The following is a 19,216-nucleotide window of genomic DNA, read 5'->3' on the forward strand; positions in this document are numbered from 1 at the left end:
AAATGGAGATTCGAGGTTTTACTAGCCCCTATCTTCCTCATTTTGAACGGTTAGCTTCACTCTGTCAATCCTGTTGTCCGTTTTTGAATAAACGGTGATCACGAAAGGGCCAACCTCTATTATGTCGTTTACCTCAGGAATGTTTTCGTTCACAGAAAGTATCAGACCGCCGAGCGTTTCGTAATCTCCCACCGGCAAGTTCAAATCGTATCTGTCGTTGAGGTAATCGATCTCAAGTCTCGCACTTAAAATGTAATTTCGCTGGTCGATTTTTTCTTCTACCAGGTCCTCATCGTCATCATGCTCGTCGTTGATCTCTCCGAAAATTTCCTCAATGATGTCCTCCATGCTCACGATACCTGACGTGCCCCCATATTCGTCTACCACCAATGCAAGGCTCTTTCTTTCGGTCAGAAACTGAATCATCAGCTCATTAACAAGAGAAGTTTCGGTAACGATAATAATCGGCGTTAGAATAGACTTGATGTCTTTTGGCTTTTTGAATACCTCAAGCGAATGACAGTACCCTATCACTTCGTCAATCGTGTTCTTATAAATCACGATTTTCGAATGTCCACTTTCGATAAAAGCATTTTTTAGTTCTTCTATCCCATCCTCAATGTCAACTGCCACAATCTCCGGACGTGGAACCATGCAGTCTCTCACTTTAACCGTCTTAAACTCAAGGGCATTATTGAAAATTTTCGCATCAACCTCCCTGTTGTCATTCTGGTTCTCGCTTGTCGACAAGTTTTTCAAGTAATTATTGAGGTCAATCAGTCCAAAAATGGGCTTGTCCTCAGAGTACTCGAACCTAAGTATTTTTGTTATAACAAACTTGGATGAAAGAACGATGATAAATACAAAGGGGTAAAGCACATAGTAGATGATCAAAATTGGCACTGCAAACAGTGTGAGCAGCCAATCCGGATTGATCATAAAAATACTCTTGGGCGTATATTCCGCAGTGATGATCACTATAAAAGTTGAAAGCAGGGTTTGAATTAGCCCCACCGTCACATCGTTCCTCAAAGAGTCAGGAAGGCTTGTCGCCAGCCAGGGCTCGAGCAGCCCAGCCATGTAGTACCCATACAATACCAATGAAATGGTGTTCCCTACCAGCGTTGTGCTTATAAACTGGGATGGGTTTTTTACAAACCGGGTTAAAATTTGCCCTGAAATAGCTCCCTGCTTACGCAGAAGTTCGATGTGAAGTCGATTGGCCGAGACAAACGCAATTTCTACACCCGAAAAGAAGGCTGAAAAAGCCAGGCAAATGAGAATAATTATGACTTGGTTTGGATCCATTAGCTTTGGAAGCCTCTATTGCCTTGCAAAGAAGAAGTACAAATTTTGTTACCCGACTTACTCCTGAAATGTTTATTTCGGTTTATCATTTCACAAATTTATACAAAAGTAGCAGACAAACACTGATCATTAGGATCCAGTATGAATGCACCACACCGACGGTCATCGTTTGATGAACGCCGATTATCAAAAAACCAACGCTGAGTGTGAGCAATATTATACCCCAACCTTTCTTCATTGTGGATCATCTATGGTCAATGTTCCTGTTGGCTTGGTGATGGAATAACTTGAAAAATCTTGCCGGGCCGTCATTCCCTCTCCAGTATGGATTTCGCCTTCAGACCTAATAGTAACAAATTTATCAGTGAAAATCTCTTCTTTTATCGGGGTCCAGTACAACTCTTCTGTGTTTAGCTCATCTCCGTCCAAAAGGCTGATCACAACCACATTTCCCTCTGCCTTGTAAAGATTCTCTTTAGCATTTTTCTCCCCTCTGTCGGCCCTCAGGGTGGATGACTTGGTGCCATCTTTCTCAAAAAACTCGATGTAGACACCATCAGGAAACTCTCTGTCGCCATTCTCGAACTCGAATTGCGTTGGTGCTTCCAGCCTGACTCTTACCTTAGCGGAGTCGCTAAACAAGGTGACCACGTCCTTGATCTCCATGACAGGCCCTTCGTAAAGCGGCATGTCCGACATGTCTTCCTTTTTCTCACAAGAAAAGATAAGAAGAGCAAATGAAATAAGATAACCTAAGCAGACTCTCATATAAATAAAAAAAGGTCGCTGCGTTACAACGACCGTTTCAATATGGTTGTTTTTCTTACGCTGGCCTTCTTTGCAAGGTAACAGATTCCTGTACCCAGCAGCCAACACTCAGGACATCTCCCTCTTTCATGCCTTCCTCAAATATCTCTCCGATGGAAGGAAATTGCTCTTTCGCTTTTTCCATGCCCTGGCTATTACCTGCCTTCTTATACATTTCATAAGCAGCAATATAAACAGCCCTGTCTTTCACCTTGCTCTCACCTCCACGACAATCGTCATAGCTTGTCAGGTAAAGGTTACCGATGAGTGTGTAAGCATCAGAAAAAGAAGGATCCATACTTAAGGCTTTTCTTGCGTTGGCACGAGCTGCCACTTTCTGACCGTCAGACGCATTGATTCTGGCCATGTCATAGTAGATTTCAGCCTTCTTCTGGTTGTCGTCAGCCAATTCCACCGCCTGATTGTAATATTTAAACGCTTCTTCGTTCTTTCCTTCAGCAGCCAGCTTCTGAGCAATTACCTTGGTCAGAGAATATGTCGGCTCCTTTTCGTTGACAATCTTACTTGATGTCATGAAAAGAGGGCTGTCGGTACACTTGCCAGTCAGCTGAAGTTGCAAAATTTTCTTAGCCAATTTAAGATCTGTAGGATCTGCCTTCAGCTTAGGCCCCAGGTTGTTCTCTACAAATTCGCAGTCAACGGTTACTGTGGCTGTAAGCAGCTTGTCAATATTTTCAGAAATCTTTTCGATTCTATCCAGGTTCTTGCCTGTAGCCTTTTTCAAATCAATGATGGCCATGATCTCGTCATAGTAGTCAAGCACCTGCACGTCGGTAATAGCACCACCGGTTAGCTTAAAGCGTCTAACCACGTCCATAAAAGCCAGCAAGTTGTTGTCGAGGGTGTTCACTCCATTAAGTTCGTACACCTTTTCAAACATTCTGATAAGATCCGGGTATTTGGCCTTATTGTCTTTGTAGTACTTATAAGCTGTGTAGCCTTTTCTGTTAAGCACGTCCCCTTCGTTACCAAAGTACTGGATGCGCTTATCATACATTGACAGCGCTTGCTCCTGATATTGTACTGTTTTAGCGGCATCAGGCTCATTGTCGGCTAATCCTTCGTAAATCTTTGCTCCGTTAATATACAGCGACTCATTTAAGTCAGGCGCATTAGCCAACAACCAATCAAGGTGAGGCAATGCCGCTTTGAAATTATCTTGCTTTAAGAAGTCTGTGTAGAGAGCGTTTTTCTCTTCTGCCGTTGCTCTGTCTTCAGGCCAATTCCACCCTGGCTGAGCAACCGCTACCAGCTGGATACCAAGGAAAAACAGCAAACTGAAAATCCACGTCTTTTTCATGATTACTTAGTTTTAGTCATATTTACGTCTAACGAACCAACCTCTGTCATTGATGGTTGCTCCAATATATATCTGAATGTAATTCTCTTTTATCAAGTTATCCGTCACACTACCTCTTCTTCCGATTTTGGCTGCTACATCAAAACTTGACACACCCATTGGGAAAGATGATCCAAAGTTTATGCCAAAGTCTGTAACGTCATTCCCATTGGCCAAGTAAGGCAACCTCTCCCAAGCGGCCCCTAGCCGGAATGTTGTGCGTGCCAGATAACTATCCACGCTGCTAATATCGGGTGTATATTCTCCTCCTAAAACCAATTTTAGCCCTTTTTGATAAGTGGTGTTAACTATTTCAGGAGACGGATTTTCATTCCATTCGGAAATCCTGGCATCAAAGCCAACCGTAAATTTATTAAGATTTTCGAACGAAACGCCAAATCCCAGTTTTTTTGGCAAATTAAATGCAACTGATTGATCCAGAATCAGTGTGTCGCCGGGTGTGGAGCCGCCTGTACTTCTTCTTTCAAGCCCGGCAAATCGAGTACCCGAAATAGATGACGGAAGATCGTATACCACACCCAAGTTGATGGCCGTTCTTTCAGTCACTTTTTGCTGGTAGTGAAGGCCTCCTCCAAATTCGAAATCTGCGTAATTAATTTTCTCTTTATAGGCGGTGGTGTAATTGGTGCCACTGGTAAGCCCCAATAAAAGCGTTTCCGCAGATTTGTTAAACTCGCCAAAAACAAATGAGCCACGAACGCCTAATGAGAGACCTTTGTATATTTTGAATCCATTGGAGAAATAAGCCTTTGAAAGGCCGCCGTTTCCTTTGAACAGATACTCGACTTGAGTAGTGGAATTATTCACGTCGGTAGTATAGCCAATATTGTAGTTCATCCTACTCAATGGCACCAACCCAAAGCTGGAAGACCATTTGCCAGATATTATTGGAAACGCATACGCAAAATAGCTAAGGTTGGCTCCCCCATTTTTATCCTTGCCGTTTGAGCTGGACAGCGTCCTTATATCTGCCGCCACGCCCATCTGAAAGGTGGACATCAAGTTCCGGGTAAGCATAGCCGGGTTCATCCCATTAATATGAAATACTGTTGGCGTGCCAATACCCAGGTCGCCCATGGCAAATTGATTCGCAAAACTCCCCTCTTTGATGTCACCTACGCCGTAAAGCGTGAATGGTGAAAGCGTAACTTGTGCATAGGAAGTGGCACAGCAAAACAATGCTACCCAGCCCGTAATAACCAATCTAATTCCTCTCATTGTGCCTTAAAATACTGTTGAGTCCGATGAGGACCAATTCGGAGCGTACAAAGATGTGGTGTTTTATCTTAGATTCAAAAAAATGACTCCCACCACCACACATAATCACTTGCAAATCAGGCAACAAACCGGAGAACTTCTCGATCATGCCTTCAATTTCTGCCAGTGTGCCGTGCAAAACCCCATTGATCATTGATGTTTTTGTGTCCTTTCCCGGCAGATCAACCCAGTCGGGGTGCTCTATCAACGGTAATCGGGCCGTAAAGGTATGCATTGATTTTAGTTTCATCTCTACTCCGGGCGAAATAGCTCCACCTTTATAGTAACCATCGCTGGTTATGATGTCATATGTAATGCAGGAACCCACGTCTATTACCAGACAGTTCTTTCCACTATAAAGATGGAAAGCTCCTGCAGCAGCGGCAATTCTGTCGGTTCCAAGGGTGTCTTTACTGGCATAGTCAAGCACAATTGGTAACGATACCAGGTGGGTCAATATGACCACTTTATATCTCTCAAGTAACTCTTTCTCCAGATTGCTTACGTCTTTGCCAACAGAACTTATGATTATGTCCGACACCTCCTCCCTTTTCAGGGTGGCCACGATGGCGTCGATAGCAATATCAGTCTTCAGCTTTATGAGCGAGTCATTTTCAAAAAAACCTATCTTGCACCTTGTATTACCTATATCAATGGCGGCGTTCATAGTAGCGTAAACAATTAGTCGGCGATATTACCTATATAGATGCAATTATGGAAAAAGAGTTTCTTGTGATCGGGCTTATGTCGGGGACTTCTCTGGATGGGCTCGACATGGCAGCATGCCGGTTTCGGCTGGCTCAAGGCAAATGGAGTTATGTTATCGAAGCTGCTGAATCGATAGCTTATGATGACGAAATGCAACAGAAGCTCAAAGATTCGGTGACGCTGTCGGGCCTTGAGTTGTCCTTGCTGGATGTTGAGCTCGGAAAATTCTTCGGCACGAGCGTCAAGGCCTTTTGCCGGAAGCATGGGATTCAGCCACTATTAATAGGTTCTCATGGTCACACTGTGTTCCATCAGCCCGAGAAACTTCTCACGCTTCAAATAGGGAATCCTGAAGCCATCAGTCATTTTTCTCAGCTACCAGTTATTGCCAACTTCCGACTTCAAGACGTCTTGAATGGTGGACAAGGTGCTCCTTTAGTTCCTTATGGCGAACACTATCTTTTTCCTGGCTACCATGCTTTTCTTAATCTTGGTGGCATAGCCAATGTCGCCTTGCACAGTCAAAACACTATGAAAGGCTTTGATACCTGTGCCTGCAACATGGGGCTCAACCATCTGGCGAGGAAGCTTGGGATGAGCTTCGACAAAAATGGTGAAGTGGCAAAAACCGGATCCATGAGTGATTCCCTTTTTCAATCGCTCAACAAGCTTGATTATTTTCAGCAAAAAGGTCCAAAATCGTTGGGCTACGAATGGTTCGAGAAAGAAGTAGCGACTTTACTTGACAACAGCAGCACACCAGTGAAAGATGCCCTCTGCACTTTCATTCATCACATTGCCTTTCAGGTGAATAATGGTATGGATGGCCTTGGATCTTCTACAGAAAAAGTAATGGTTACAGGTGGTGGTACGTTAAACGGGTTCCTGATGGACGCTCTCAATATTTATGGCAAAGGAAAGTTTACTTACGAGGCACCCGATAGAAAAACAGTTGAGTTTAAGGAAGCATTGGTGTTTGCCTTCCTCGGATTGCAAAGGTTTCTCGGACAACCCAACGTTTCCTCTCAAGTGACCGGCAGCAAAAAAGATGTGTCGGCAGGAAGCTTACATGGAAATTTTAAGGTGTCGATATAATAGCTAAACCGGTACACCGCATCTTGTGGGCTCTATCAGCCACTAACGATGTTAAAAGTGGTTTTGGGAATCACCAGGAACCCGACTAGTCATTTCTATTTAGAATAGTAGATAGTTTTTACCTATCTTATGCTCGAGGGGGACTAAAATGTGATAGTGTTTGCTGTGCTCATATGCCGTGTTTCGAAGCTCATCGGGGCGCTCTCTTTCGAAATCATACCAGCTACATAATCACGGTTAACAAATACCTAAAACTTCTTTTGAAATCGCACTAAAACAACTTATTTAAGCAGGAATTAACCAAGTGTAAAAATAAGAGGAGCTAATTGGCAAAGCAGTAGCGCCCCTCCTCCAGAACCTAACACTCTACTTTGATCGGCCTTTGATGAAAAAAATTGCAATATTTCTGTGCCTTAGTGTCGCTCTTATAACGAGCGTTTTTGCCAATGAAGTAAAAGCAAAAGCATTGCATGAAAACAATGAGGTGGCAGCCAATATTGACTTGAGTGACAGTGCTGAGGAAGCCCCCGGCACAGCGGAGGATGGGCATGCTGAAGAAGGAGAGCACCCCAGTGCGCCAGGTTGGTTGGTCATTCCTTTCGTGCTGCTGCTGTTAATGATTGCCACGGGGCCGTTGTTCTACGAGCATTTCTGGCACAAAAACTACCCAATTGTAGCTGTATCGCTTGCCATACTAGTGGTGCTGTATTATTTGTTTGTGTTGCACAACGTGCACAATCCGGTGCATGCGCTGGCTGAGTACATACAATTCATCGCCTTGCTTACGGGCCTTTTTGTTGCCAGTGGGGGCATTATGATCAATGTGGACAAAGAAGCCAAGCCCCTGACCAATATCATTATCCTGCTTGTTGGAGCAGTAATAGCCAATATCATTGGCACCACCGGCGCTTCCATGCTGCTGATCAGGCCGTTTATCAGGCTCAATAAGAACAGGATCAAGGCCTACCATATCATCTTCTTTATTTTCATGGTAAGCAATATTGGTGGTTCTCTTACTCCTATTGGTGATCCTCCGCTGTTTTTGGGATTTTTGAAAGGCGTTCCCTTCTTTTGGACACTATTGAACAACAGCGTTTCATGGGTCTTTGCGCTTGTCTTCCTGGCAGCGATTTTTTACTTCATCGACAGAAACAACAAAGCGGACTATAGCTTCGGCGAGGATCCTCAGGATTTCACCAATAAGGTAACCGTGGTCGGCGCCAGAAACTTCGGCTGGCTTTTGGTCATTATTCTTTCTGTTTTCCTTGATCCGAATGTTCTAGAATGGGTTCCGGCCATACACTACGAAGGGCAAAAATTTTCTTTCATTAGAGAAATCATTATGCTTTCCGCTGCCTTCCTTTCATTCAAGTTTGCGGAGAAAAAGGCACTGGAGGGCAACGACTTCAACTTTGAACCTATCAGAGAGGTCGCCTTTATTTTTATAGGGATCTTCGGCACCATGATGCCCGCTCTTGAGCTGGTAAGCAACTTTGCTCAATCTGAGGCCGGCGCTCCACTCATCACCCACAATTCACTCTACTGGGGTACTGGCGCACTCTCAGGCTTTCTGGACAATGCTCCCACCTATCTTAACTTTCTGACTGCAGCTATGGCTGCCAAAGGGGGAGATATCGGCCAGGTCAGTGATGTGACGGCATTTGCGGCCGGCGGTACTTTTGCTAATTCGGTGCTGGCATTAAAAGCAATTTCTATTGCGGCGGTGTTTTTTGGTGCAATGACCTACATAGGCAACGGACCGAACTTTATGGTGAAATCGATAGCCGAACAAATAGGCATCAAAATGCCGTCCTTCTTTGGCTATATATTGAGATTCTCCATTCCGATCCTCATTCCACTGTTCATCATTGTGTGGTTGATTTTCTTCTACAGCCAGCCCGTTTGATAAAAGAATCAGGGATTATAAATTGAATAATCCCTTGTTCAAAACCTTCAGCGCTTCTGTTTTGTAGATGGTGTCAATGAGCAAAGAAATATTGTTTTTGCTTCCACCGTACGAAATCATTCTGACAGGTATATCCTCCAGCGAAGCGAAAATGTCTTTACCCACGCCCTTCTTGTCGGCAACAAAGTCGCCCACAATACACACAATCGACTGGTTCTTGTCGACCTCTATGGTGCCGTAGGGCTTCAGCTCTTCGATGATCTCGTTGAGGTAAGTGGGCTCGTCTATCGTGAGCGACACAGCCACCTCCGACGTCGTAATCATGTCGATAGAAGTCTGGTACTTTTCGAATACCTCGAAAATCTTTCTCAGGAAGCCGTAGGCCAGAATCATCCTGGTTGACTTGATTTTGATAGCTGTGATGCCATCTTTGACAGCAATGGCCTTGATTGCGTCTGGGTTTTTGTTAGATGTAATCAAGGTTCCCCGGGCAGCTGGATTCAAAGTATTTTTCAAACGAACCGGCACATTCTTTTGCTGCGCCGGAAGAATACAGGTAGGGTGCAGAATTTTTGCTCCAAAGTATGCCAGCTCGCCTGCCTCTTCGAACGACAGCTCTGCAATAGGCATTGTGTTTTCAACAATCCTCGGGTCATTGTTGTGCATTCCGTCGATATCCGTCCAGATTTGAACCTCCTCTGCTTTGATGGCAGCTCCAATGAGGGTAGCAGTATAGTCACTTCCTCCTCTTTTCAGGTTATCGACACCGCCAGAAGCGTTCCTGCAGATGTATCCCTGAGTAACTATTACACTCTTATTGTCGATGCCTGCCAAAATTTTCCTCAGCTTTTCGGAAATCAAGTCAAGGTCGGGCTCTCCATTGTCTTTAAGGTACATGAAGTCGAGTGCTGAAAGAAACACAGCCGGAACCTTAATCTCATTGAGGTACTCATAAAAAAGACTGGTGGAAATAATCTCTCCCTGAGCGACCAGAAGCTTGTTGGCTTTACCATAAAAGGGCTGCTTCACAAGTGTTTCAATCTGCTGGAAGTATCTGTCGATGACGTCAGTTCCCTTTTGCTTGCCTTCCTCAGTTGCATAAAGCTGTTGCACAAATCCAACATACTGAGCATAAAGCATTCTGGTTCTGTCAAGTGCTCCCTCAATATTGCCATTGGAAAACTCATCAGAAATTGCAATGAGCTCATTGGTGGTGCCTGAAACGGCACTAAGAACGACCAGCTTCTGGCCTGGCACACTCATCACTATGTCCTTCACAGAATGCATCCGCTCAGGCTTCCCAACTGATGTACCTCCGAATTTTACTACAATCATTGTTACTAGATAGGTTTAAAATCCAAGCATTTTTATGGCCGTGATAGCTGCCTCGTCTCCTTTGTTTCCGTGCTTTCCGCCAGCTCTTTCCAATGCTTGCTTCTTATTATTGGTGGTTAAAACTCCAAAAATTACGGGTTTATTGTACTTCAAACCCACTTCTGTAATGCCGTTGGCCACGGCCTGGCAAATGAAGTCAAAATGCTTTGTTTCGCCTTGTATCACGCACCCCAGGCTAATAACAGCATCAATGTCTTCCTGCTGAGCCAGCCACTGAGAGGCCAGGCTTAGCTCAAAACTGCCGGGCACATTCTTCCTGATTATATTGTCTCTGTTTACTCCGTGCTTTACCAAAACCCCGTAAGCACCCTGAAAAAGCGCCTCTGTCACTTCTTCATTCCACTCAGAGACCACTATACCAAATTTCTTTTTGCTTACGTCCCCAACGTTACTGCCGGAGAAACTACTCAAGTTCTTTTCTGAAGACGCCATTTTTTGGTTTTTAGAAACAAAAAAGGGATAAAGTTATCTTTATCCCTCCTTCTGCCGATGTTTTCATCAACTATTTTGAAGCGAGGGCTTCCAGTCTGGCCTTGTGTTTCTTGGCATCCTGGTATTCAGCTGCTCCGTAAAACTTATCTACTATGGTTGTGTAACACTTCAGTGCTGCACTTAAATCCCCTTGCCTTTCGTAAGCAATGGCCGCTTTGGTTAAATACACAGGCGTAAACTGCTTGTTCGGTTTGTAGTCTGATGCTTGCTGATAGTAGTCTGCTGCGTTCTTGTAGTCCAGCTGCTCCATGTAAGCATCTCCAATGAGTGAATACGCCCTGGCCTGCACCAAATCGTCAGAAGCTCCAAACGACTTCAGGTAACGAATGGCTGATTCGAAATCGCCCATTTTCAGGTAGGTGGCTCCGGCATAAAAATTAGCCAGGTTGCCAGCCTTCGTGCTGCCATACAGGTCAATGATATCAAGAAAACCATAGTTGTTTCCATCACCATTTAAGGCCTGTCCAAGGCTGTCAGCCTCGAAATAATAAACTGCCTGAAAGAGCTCCTTCTGAGCAGCCGTATTTTGGTTCGACTGATAGTAATTATAAAATATGAACCCGGTGACTCCTAAAATAATGACAGCACCAATGGCAAATACCAGCTGCCTGTTCTTTTCAATAAATTCTTCTGTACGGGTGAGTTGTTCGGCTAACGCTTCGGGGCTTTCCAACAAATCATTTCCGTGCTCTTTACCCTTTCTAGCTGACGCCTTTTTAGTCTTCGCCATTTATCCTAATCTTTTGAGGTCGCAAAGATATATTTTTTTCGATAAAATAAAGACTATCAGCCATTAAACAACTACATTATTTTAACCCCCCTATTTATCTTTCATATTACCACTCATCACCTTTCCAGTGAATTGTGTGCGCAAACACTTTAATATTTTTAAATTGACTGATGACTTCATAACCTGCTAAAGAACACCACTATGAAAAAAATCGCATTTCTTTTTATGCTCTGCCTGGGGGGCGTCATCCAGGCTCAGCCACTTGATTCCATCATGCCAGTACGGGGGCTGGCGATAGTGGCACCGAGTTCCAAAAGCCTTGACCGCTTCATTAAATTCATGGAGAATGAACTGACGGCCAACAATGTAAACACCCTGGTGTTGAGGGTTGACTGGAAGTATCAGTACAAGTCTTACCCAAAACTTGCCGACAAAGATGGCCTCACAACGGAGGAGGTCAAAAAGCTGGTGGCGGCTGCGAAACGGAGTAATATTGAATTGATCCCGCAAATTAATCTGCTTGGGCATCAATCGTGGGCCAGCACCACCTATGCGCTGCTGAAAGAGTATCCTCAGTTTGACGAAACGCCGCATGTGACTATGCCGGAAAAGTATGAGTGGCCTAATCCGGACGGGCTCTACTGTAAGAGTTACTGCCCGCTGCATCCTGATGTGCACAAGGTAGTTTTCGATCTGGTAGACGAAATAATGGAGGTGTTTGAGGCCAAAACTTTCCACGCAGGCATGGATGAGGTGTTCTACATCGGGGACGACAAGTGCCCACGCTGCAAAGGCAAGGACAAGGCAGAGCTGTTTGCCGGAGAAGTCACTACTATAAGAAACCACCTGGCACAGAAAGGGAGAAAGCTGTGGATTTGGGGTGATCGGTTGTTAGACGGAAGTAACACCGGACTGGGCATGTGGGAGGCGAGCATGAACAACACGCACAGGGCGGTGGACATGATTCCCAAAGATGTGGTCATTTGCGACTGGCACTATGAACGGGCCGACCCGACAGCGGCCTACCTGGCCATGAAAGGCCTCTCGGTAATCACCTGCCCATGGAATAAACCAGAGCCGGCCAAAAAACAAGTAGCACAAACAATAGCTCTGAGAGAAAATGGCAGTAAAGTACTGAAGGAAAGATACCTTGGTATGATGCACACCGTATGGAGTGGTGCTGACGGTTTTCTTGACAAGTACTATGAGCTGAAGGAAAAAGGCACCTCTGAAGATGGTCAGGCCAATTGCTTTAAGGCTATGTTTTCGGCAATCAATAGCCAGTCAAAATAACATTGATGATCATGAACAATCGTATCGCCTCCATAGATATTTTCAGGGCACTCACCATGCTGCTCATGATTTTTGTGAATGACCTGTGGTCGCTCAGTGAAGTGCCGGAATGGATGGGCCACAAAGCGGGTAACGAAGACGGTCTCGGCCTGGCAGATGTGGTGTTTCCAGCATTTCTGTTCATAGTAGGCCTTTCAGTGCCCATGGCCATTAAGGCACGCAGGGCAAAGGGAGAAAACAACACTGAGGTGATTATCCACATTGCTAAAAGAAGCCTGGCGCTGATTGTGATGGGGGTAATGATGGTGAATCTGGAGAGCATCAACAAAGAACTGATTCCTATCCCCAAGCAAGCCTGGCAGATCCTTATGGCTATTGGGTTTATTCTCATTTGGAACAACTATAAAGACAAAAATGCCTTCGGCAAAGTGCCTGAGTGGGTGATGCAGGTAGCAGGCATCGGCATTCTTATAGCCCTGTGTGCCATATATAAAGGAGGGCCCACAGACAACCCCGTCTGGATGAAAACACATTGGTGGGGCATTCTTGGACTCATTGGCTGGGCCTATCTCTTCTGCTCGGTTATCTACGTTTTCGTAGGCGACAGAATAGTTATTATCTCAGCAATACTTGTGGCCTTCTATCTATTCAATATTCACCAAATGAACGGCCTGCTGGGAGGGGTGCCAAAGGGACTTCTCGTTGTGAATGCCTCCAACCACGCCAGTGTGCTCAGCGGCGTGTGGGTAAGCCTTATGCTCACTTATTTTGGTCAAAAGAACAAACTGAGCCTCTTTCTTACCGCTTGTTTGGCCTTTGCTGTTGTATCTCTGGCCTTTGGCTTCATTACCCGTCCTGAATGGGGAATATCTAAAATCAGGGCTACGCCTTCCTGGACAGCCATCTGCGCTGGCATAAGCACCATTTCGTTTTCGCTGGTTTATCTGATTGCCGACGTGTGGAAGAAGACGAGTTGGGCTGGCTTTCTGGCACCAGCGGGAAGAAGCACACTCACCTGCTACCTGGTGCCCTATTGGTTCTACCCGATCTTTATGGTCACCATTGCAGCCTGGCTTCCCAATTTTGCTACAGTTGGGGTTGTGGGGCTTGTCAAAACATTGCTGTTTTCGCTGCTGGTTATTTACATCACCAGCTTACTGGAAAAAGTCAATATTCGTTTGAAAGTGTAAAGTTTCATTCATTATATAAACGAAAGAGCTGCCTGATGGGCAGCTCTTTTTGCTTCTATGACCAATGATAAGTACTATTCCATCAGGTAAGGGTAGTCCTGCTGGGCATACACGTCTTTTAGCGATTCTGACGGATCGGGCCAGCCTGAGTCCTCGGAGAACTGGACAGCCTCAGCTACCTGATCCTTAATTTTGTCGTCGATCTTTTCGAGGTCAGCCTCTTTGGCAATTTTCTTATCGAGTATCAATTGGCGAACCTGCTCAATCGGGTCTTTTGCTTTGTACTCCTCAAGCTCTTCTTTGGTGCGATACTTGGCAGGGTCAGACATTGAATGTCCTTTGTAACGGTAAGTCCGAAGCTCCAAAAGCGTGGGTCCGTCACCTTTTCTGGCACGCTCGGCCGCATCAGCAAATGCATGGTGCACATCAACAACCGACATGGCATCAACTGGGAATGAAGGCATGTCGTACGCAGAACCCAGTTTATATAGCTCGGTTACGTTGGACGTACGCTGCACAGAAGTACCCATTGCATAGCCGTTGTTTTCGATAGCGAAAATCACAGGAATCTTGTAAGTCATGGCCAGGTTAAGCGCTTCGTGAAAAGCACCTTGTCTAACAGCACCGTCTCCCATGTAAGTGACGCACAACTTACCTGTCTTCAAATATTTTTCAGCAAAGCCAATTCCCAGGCCAAGTGGCACCTGCGCTCCAACGATACCATGCCCGCCGAAGAAACCCTTCTCTTTATCGAACATGTGCATGGAACCTCCCTTGCCTTTCGAAATGCCGGTTTCTTTACCGTAAAGCTCGGCCATGATGGTTTTAGGATCGGATCCAAGTCCAATTGGGTGGGCGTGGTCACGGTATGCCGTGATGTACTTGTCGCCTGTTTCCAGGGCAGAAATAGCGCCGGCTACGCAAGCCTCCTGGCCAATATAAAGGTGACAGAAGCCACGTATCTTTTGCTGACCATATAGCTGCCCTGCCTTCTCTTCAAACTTCCTCATCAGCTGCATGGTTTCATACCAGAACATGTAGGTTTCATTCGAAAAGTTATCCTTCGCTGTTGCTTTTGCCTTCGCCTTATCTTTTACACTAGCCATTATTGGAAATATTTCTGTGTCTACGAATTGTAATATTACTTTTGGGATGTGTTACGCTGCCCTGGAATGCGCCTGGCAGATTTAACCCCCGCAAAATAAGTAAATTGCCTTCATTCAACAAAAGTAAATGTATCTGAGTAACCTGCACCTTGAGTCGTTCCGAAATTACCAGTCACTTGCTATTAACTGCTCAAAGGGTATAAATTGTTTTGTGGGCAAAAATGGCTCAGGAAAGACCAATTTGCTGGATGCGATCCACTATTTGTCGATGACAAAAGGATCATTGAATAGTGTGGATAGTCAAAACATAAGGAAAGGTGATCCACTTTTTTTTATAAAAGGCGAATGGAAGGCTGCTAAAAAGGGGGCTGGGAAGGGAGAACAGGTGCAGGTGGCTTTTCAACCGGGGCAAAAAAAGCTCATCAAAGTGAATCAAAAAGAGTATGAGAAACTGGCTGACCACATAGGTCGCTTTCCCGTGGTGTTGATCGCCCCCAACGACACCGACCTGATAAGAGAAGGCAGCGATGGTCGGCGCAAATTCTTCGACAGCATCATTTCTCAGCTGGATGCCAGCTACCTGGAAAACCTGATGGTGTATCACCACTACCTAAAGCAGCGGAATAGTCTGCTGAAGCAATATGGGGACACCAGACGGCTGGACAAAACGTTGCTCGCAGTGTACGATGAGCATTTGATGAAGTCGGGGCAATTGATTTTCGATAGCAGACGGGACTTCACTGAAAAGTTTGAAGCTTTGTTCAGCCCCCGCTACCAGTGGCTTTCAGGGGGAGCCGAGCAAACCAAGGTGGTGTACGTTTCTGAGCTTTCCGAAACCTCGTGGAAGGAAAACTTCAAAAAGGCGATCGATAAAGACATGGCCTTGCAAAGAACCACTTTTGGCATCCACCGGGACGACTTTGAGTTTTTGCTGGAAGAAGAACCGGTGAAGAAGTTTGGCTCCCAAGGCCAGCAAAAGTCTTTTGTGATTGCTCTGAAATTAGCTCAGTTTGACATCACCAGTCAGGTGAAAAGCTTTACGCCCATTCTACTGCTCGACGATATATTTGACAAGCTTGATGACGATCGCATCAAAAAATTGATGGAACTTGTAGGGGAAGACGACTTCGGTCAGTTGTTTGTAACTGATGCAAGACCAGAACGAACGATGACGCTTTTTAAGGGCTTGAAGAAAGACAAGAAGCTATTTAAAGTGGAGGAAGGAAAAGTAGAGGAGATAGACTTTTAGAGTGGAAAGTATGTACAAAAAGAAAGACGATAGAAAAAACGAGTCGCTGGAGCTGAAGGATGTGATCAGGGAAATGCTCCAGAATTACCATATTGAGGAGAAATTTGATCACACCAGGCTGCTTGCTTCCTGGGAACGACTCATGGGTAAGCCTATTGCCAGCCGCACCTCCAAGCTTTTTGTAAAAGACAATGTGTTGTTCGTCCGCCTCACCTCAGCCCCGCTCAAAAGCGAGATGAATTTAAATAAAGCCAAGGTACTTGATATCTTCAAGAAGGAGTTTGGCGAGAAGGTGTTGAAGGATATTGTGTTTCAATAAAAGGAAAAGCGGTGGACATAGTATTAAATACTCTTCTGCCCATCATCATCCTGCAAGTATTGCTGCTTGCCTTTTTTCTCTTCGCCCTTAAAAAGGGCAAAAAGCTAAGCAATCGACTGCTCGCCTTATTCTTTCTGTTTTTGGGAATCAATTTCTCCGACGGCCTTATCGGCTTAACCGGTTTTTACCAACAATACCCGGCCATTGCCCACCTCGAAGACGGCTTTGCCTTATTGCTTGGTCCCTTGCTATTGTTCTACACCCGGTCAGTAGTTTATGAAGGATTTCAGATGAAAACTTCCCACCTGCTTCATCTCCTTCCTTTTATAATTATCACAACTACTTTTCAGGTCTTTTATCATTCCTACAGCCAGGAAGAGCAACTTTTCGTACAAAAATCTATCGCCAACCGGCAACTTCCTCCAGGCTTCTATTTTTCGGTAGCTTTGGTTTATGGCCATGTTTTGAGCTATTTTTTTCTGGCGCTGAAAGAAATCAGGTTCTATCAGCAGCGAATCAAAGACCTTTTTTCGTCCACTGAAAAAATCAGCCTTGCCTGGCTACGCTTCCTGATACTGACCATGACAGGCATTCTTTTATTTTCTCTCGTGAATGTGATGGCCCCGTATGCCGGGCTTGACGCCTGGTTTCAACCCACCTTCGCCATAGTGGTGGGGCTCTTTTTTCTTTTCGTGAATGCAGTCGTTTTCAAAGGCTTGCAACAACCTGAAATATTCGCTGGCCTTGAACAAAAGGACACTGCCAAATACACAAGCTCAACTCTAAGCAGCGAAGAAAAGCAAGCGCTGAAGGATAAACTGATTCAGCTAGTGGAAAATGAAAAGCTATACCTGGATCCTGAAATAAGCCTTGAGCAGCTGTGCGCAAAACTGGAAGTGGCACCCAAAAAGCTTTCTCAGGTACTCAATGAGCAGCTAGGTCAAAGCTACTATGACTTTATCAATTCTTACAGGATCAATGAGGCGATGACCATCCTGTCCAATTCGCCCGACTCAAAGCTTACTGTGCTGGAAGTTCTCTACAAGGTCGGTTTCAATTCCAAGTCGTCGTTCAACACCATCTTCAAAGAAAAGACTGGAACCACTCCTTCTGCCTTTAGGAAAGAAGCTCTACATAAACTGGCCGCTTCAACCTAAATAATAAAGCTTCGGATTTATCTCCCGGCAGAAAAGCCTTTTATAGCCTGGCAGTAGGAATAACCTTTTGCAGTTTTCTTTTTGAAAAAGCGTTCGACTTCCGGCAGTCGGTCGTGGGAGTGAGTACAATATGTCTCCTTTGTTCAAAAAACAGAGACATCATGAAAACTTTCACAAACACAAAAACTACTGCACTTTGGGTGTTGGCAACGATCAGCTTCTCACTACTATCAGTTAAATGGATGTTCGCTCCCGCAGCCTGGGTGGCTCCGGCCTTCCTTATTTTGTTGATGAAAGAATACAAGCCCTGGAAAAGCCTGTTAATGGGGTTGTCGGTCCTTTATGTTTCGTCGTTGATTGGCAGTTACAAAGTAATGCCTTTCCCTACCATCGTATTTGTGGTGATCGCACTGATTGGTGCCTTGAAGCACTTGATTCCCTTCTTTCTTTTCCGCTTGCTTTCAAAAAGAGTTGAAGGCTGGTATGCTACTCTGCTGTTTCCGTGCCTTTATGTGGCCTACGACTACCTCAATGGTTTCGATGGCGGTGGCACCTGGGGGTCGATGGGCTATACCCAGGTGAACAATGATGCTTTGATGCAGCTGGTTGCCGTTACTGGCTTATGGGGTGTTACGTTTCTCATTACCTGGGTTTCGGCACTTTTATCAGCATGGTACACCAGTGGCTTTAGCTTTTCCTCAATAAAAAAACCAGCCACTTTATGCTCATCAGTATTCGTAGTTGTCCTGATTGGCGGAAGCATAAGAATGAATTCCCTGTGGCAGAAAGAAACAACTACGGTAAGGGTCGCCGGCATCACAGGGCAAAACCTCGAGTTGCTTCAGTCAACTTATGAAGCCGTGTTTGGAAGCCGATTGGATGTTGATCTGTCCAAGCTTACCCAAACCTCACTAGCACTTCAGGAGCTAAAAAAAGGACTTGTGAAGTTCATTGAAAATCCAACAGATCCAATATTTGCAGCTTCCCATCTTCAAATGGAAGCCTTTCAGGACAGCATGCTCTCTGTCGCTAAAAAGGAAGCAGTGGCAGGCGCCAAGATTGTCTCTTTTTCCGAAGGGCTCCTTTTCACCACCAAAGCCACGGAAGGCAGGCTTATTGCCAAGACCAGGAAATTGGCCATGGAAAGCCAATTCTATCTATTGTTAACGATGGCGTCCATTATCCCGGGCGAAGTCACCATGGGCTCGAAGTACCTGGAGAACAAGGCTTTGTTCATTGGCCCTGATGGGCAAGTGCTCAACACCTTTTTTAAAAACAAGCCTGTGCCGTTGGTAGAGCCAAGCATACAAGGCGATGGAAAGATTCCTGTGATCGACACCGAATTTGGGCGTATTGCGATCTCCATTTGCTACGACGCCGACTTTCCCTACCTGATGAGGCAGCCAGGGCAGCAAAATGCTGACATAATGCTGCTCCCTTCCGGCGACTGGAAAGAGATTGCTCCGTATCACGCCTGGATGGCCAAAGTCAGAGCTATAGAAAATGGTTTTTCGCTGCTGCGGCCCGTTAGCAATGCTACATCCATCGCCTCAGACTACTATGGAAAAGTACTAGTCTCCAATGACTTTAGCTCAGCGGGTGAGCATGTGATGGTCAGTCATCTGGCAACGAAAGGAATAGCAACTATCTACTCGAAGATGGGCGATTGGTTGGCTTGGGGGTGTTTGGTGGGGTTGGTTGCTTTTCTTGGGCGCCTTGTGTTGTCCTCTCCAAAAGTCATGGTTAAAACAGGTTCGCAATAAATTACCCGAGGAACCACTCAATATGAGTGCATTCGGAGCAGACAAAGCAAGTGGCAGTGC

17 protein-coding genes are annotated in these 19,216 nt (G+C 45.3%); 8 read left to right on the plus strand and 9 right to left on the minus strand.

Annotated elements, in window-relative coordinates; genetic code table 11:
- Positions 1-21: 21 nt before the first annotated feature.
- The 5 genes from RT717_RS22645 to RT717_RS22665 all read right to left on the minus strand — a co-directional run bounded on the left by RT717_RS22645 (position 22) and on the right by RT717_RS22665 (position 5,420).
- Positions 22-1,308: a hemolysin family protein gene (locus tag RT717_RS22645; RefSeq protein ID WP_317488626.1), complete on the minus strand. Its 1,287-nt coding sequence runs from the start codon at positions 1,306-1,308 to the stop codon at positions 22-24.
- Between the two features lie 234 nt (positions 1,309-1,542).
- The gene (gene lptC / locus RT717_RS22650) at positions 1,543-2,076 is read right to left on the minus strand and encodes an LPS export ABC transporter periplasmic protein LptC (RefSeq protein WP_317488627.1); all 534 of its coding nucleotides are present in this window, start codon (positions 2,074-2,076) and stop codon (positions 1,543-1,545) included.
- 55 nt (positions 2,077-2,131) lie between these two features.
- Positions 2,132-3,436: a tetratricopeptide repeat protein gene (locus tag RT717_RS22655; RefSeq protein ID WP_317488628.1), complete on the minus strand. Its 1,305-nt coding sequence runs from the start codon at positions 3,434-3,436 to the stop codon at positions 2,132-2,134.
- A 12-nt stretch (positions 3,437-3,448) separates the two neighbouring features.
- Positions 3,449-4,714: a hypothetical protein gene (locus tag RT717_RS22660; RefSeq protein ID WP_317488629.1), complete on the minus strand. Its 1,266-nt coding sequence runs from the start codon at positions 4,712-4,714 to the stop codon at positions 3,449-3,451.
- Positions 4,701-5,420, minus strand: coding sequence for a type III pantothenate kinase (locus RT717_RS22665; RefSeq protein ID WP_317488630.1), 720 nt, complete (start codon positions 5,418-5,420; stop codon positions 4,701-4,703). The genes RT717_RS22660 and RT717_RS22665 overlap by 14 nt, the downstream gene beginning before the upstream one ends.
- Before the next feature lie 47 nt (positions 5,421-5,467).
- On the opposite strand from RT717_RS22665, the gene RT717_RS22670 reads away from it, so the two are divergent.
- Positions 5,468-6,556 carry an anhydro-N-acetylmuramic acid kinase gene (locus RT717_RS22670; RefSeq protein ID WP_317488631.1) on the plus strand — a complete coding sequence of 363 codons (1,089 nt, stop codon included), beginning with the start codon at positions 5,468-5,470 and terminating at the stop codon, positions 6,554-6,556.
- 385 nt (positions 6,557-6,941) lie between these two features.
- Positions 6,942-8,462, plus strand: coding sequence for a sodium:proton antiporter (locus RT717_RS22675; protein ID WP_317488632.1), 1,521 nt, complete (start codon positions 6,942-6,944; stop codon positions 8,460-8,462).
- A gap of 15 nt (positions 8,463-8,477) precedes the next feature.
- Here RT717_RS22675 and RT717_RS22680 read toward each other — a convergent pair whose 3' ends face one another.
- The 3 genes from RT717_RS22680 to RT717_RS22690 form a co-directional block, all read right to left on the minus strand.
- Complete coding sequence (locus tag RT717_RS22680; protein ID WP_317488633.1) at positions 8,478-9,797, minus strand: aspartate kinase; 1,320 nt, start codon at positions 9,795-9,797, stop codon at positions 8,478-8,480.
- Between the two features lie 15 nt (positions 9,798-9,812).
- Positions 9,813-10,289, minus strand: a complete 477-nt coding sequence (ribH, locus tag RT717_RS22685) for a 6,7-dimethyl-8-ribityllumazine synthase (protein WP_317488634.1) — start codon at positions 10,287-10,289, stop codon at positions 9,813-9,815.
- Between the two features lie 70 nt (positions 10,290-10,359).
- Positions 10,360-11,079: a tetratricopeptide repeat protein gene (locus tag RT717_RS22690; protein WP_317488635.1), complete on the minus strand. Its 720-nt coding sequence runs from the start codon at positions 11,077-11,079 to the stop codon at positions 10,360-10,362.
- 201 nt (positions 11,080-11,280) lie between these two features.
- On the opposite strand from RT717_RS22690, the gene RT717_RS22695 reads away from it, so the two are divergent.
- Entirely contained in the window at positions 11,281-12,372 is a 1,092-nt protein-coding gene (locus tag RT717_RS22695; RefSeq protein ID WP_317488636.1) for a family 20 glycosylhydrolase, read from the plus strand.
- An 11-nt stretch (positions 12,373-12,383) separates the two neighbouring features.
- Positions 12,384-13,562, plus strand: coding sequence for a heparan-alpha-glucosaminide N-acetyltransferase domain-containing protein (locus RT717_RS22700; RefSeq protein ID WP_317488637.1), 1,179 nt, complete (start codon positions 12,384-12,386; stop codon positions 13,560-13,562).
- Between the two features lie 74 nt (positions 13,563-13,636).
- On the opposite strand, the gene pdhA is transcribed toward RT717_RS22700, so the two are convergent.
- Positions 13,637-14,668 (minus strand): pyruvate dehydrogenase (acetyl-transferring) E1 component subunit alpha, encoded by a 1,032-nt coding sequence (pdhA, locus tag RT717_RS22705; RefSeq protein WP_317488638.1) that lies wholly within the window; start codon positions 14,666-14,668, stop codon positions 13,637-13,639.
- 127 nt (positions 14,669-14,795) lie between these two features.
- On the opposite strand from pdhA, the gene recF reads away from it, so the two are divergent.
- The 4 genes from recF to RT717_RS22725 all read left to right on the plus strand — a co-directional run bounded on the left by recF (position 14,796) and on the right by RT717_RS22725 (position 19,156).
- A complete protein-coding gene (gene recF / locus RT717_RS22710) occupies positions 14,796-15,917 on the plus strand; it encodes a DNA replication/repair protein RecF (RefSeq protein ID WP_317488639.1) in 1,122 nt (373 codons plus the stop codon).
- 10 nt (positions 15,918-15,927) lie between these two features.
- Positions 15,928-16,236, plus strand: a complete 309-nt coding sequence (locus RT717_RS22715; protein ID WP_152001725.1) for a DUF721 domain-containing protein — start codon at positions 15,928-15,930, stop codon at positions 16,234-16,236.
- A gap of 11 nt (positions 16,237-16,247) precedes the next feature.
- Positions 16,248-17,393 carry a helix-turn-helix domain-containing protein gene (locus RT717_RS22720; RefSeq protein WP_317488640.1) on the plus strand — a complete coding sequence of 382 codons (1,146 nt, stop codon included), beginning with the start codon at positions 16,248-16,250 and terminating at the stop codon, positions 17,391-17,393.
- A 161-nt stretch (positions 17,394-17,554) separates the two neighbouring features.
- Positions 17,555-19,156, plus strand: a complete 1,602-nt coding sequence (locus RT717_RS22725; RefSeq protein WP_317488641.1) for a nitrilase-related carbon-nitrogen hydrolase — start codon at positions 17,555-17,557, stop codon at positions 19,154-19,156.
- The last annotated feature ends 60 nt before the right edge of the window (positions 19,157-19,216 follow it).

Source organism: Imperialibacter roseus (assembly GCF_032999765.1).
GTDB classification, from domain to species: Bacteria; Bacteroidota; Bacteroidia; order Cytophagales; family Cyclobacteriaceae; genus Imperialibacter; species Imperialibacter roseus.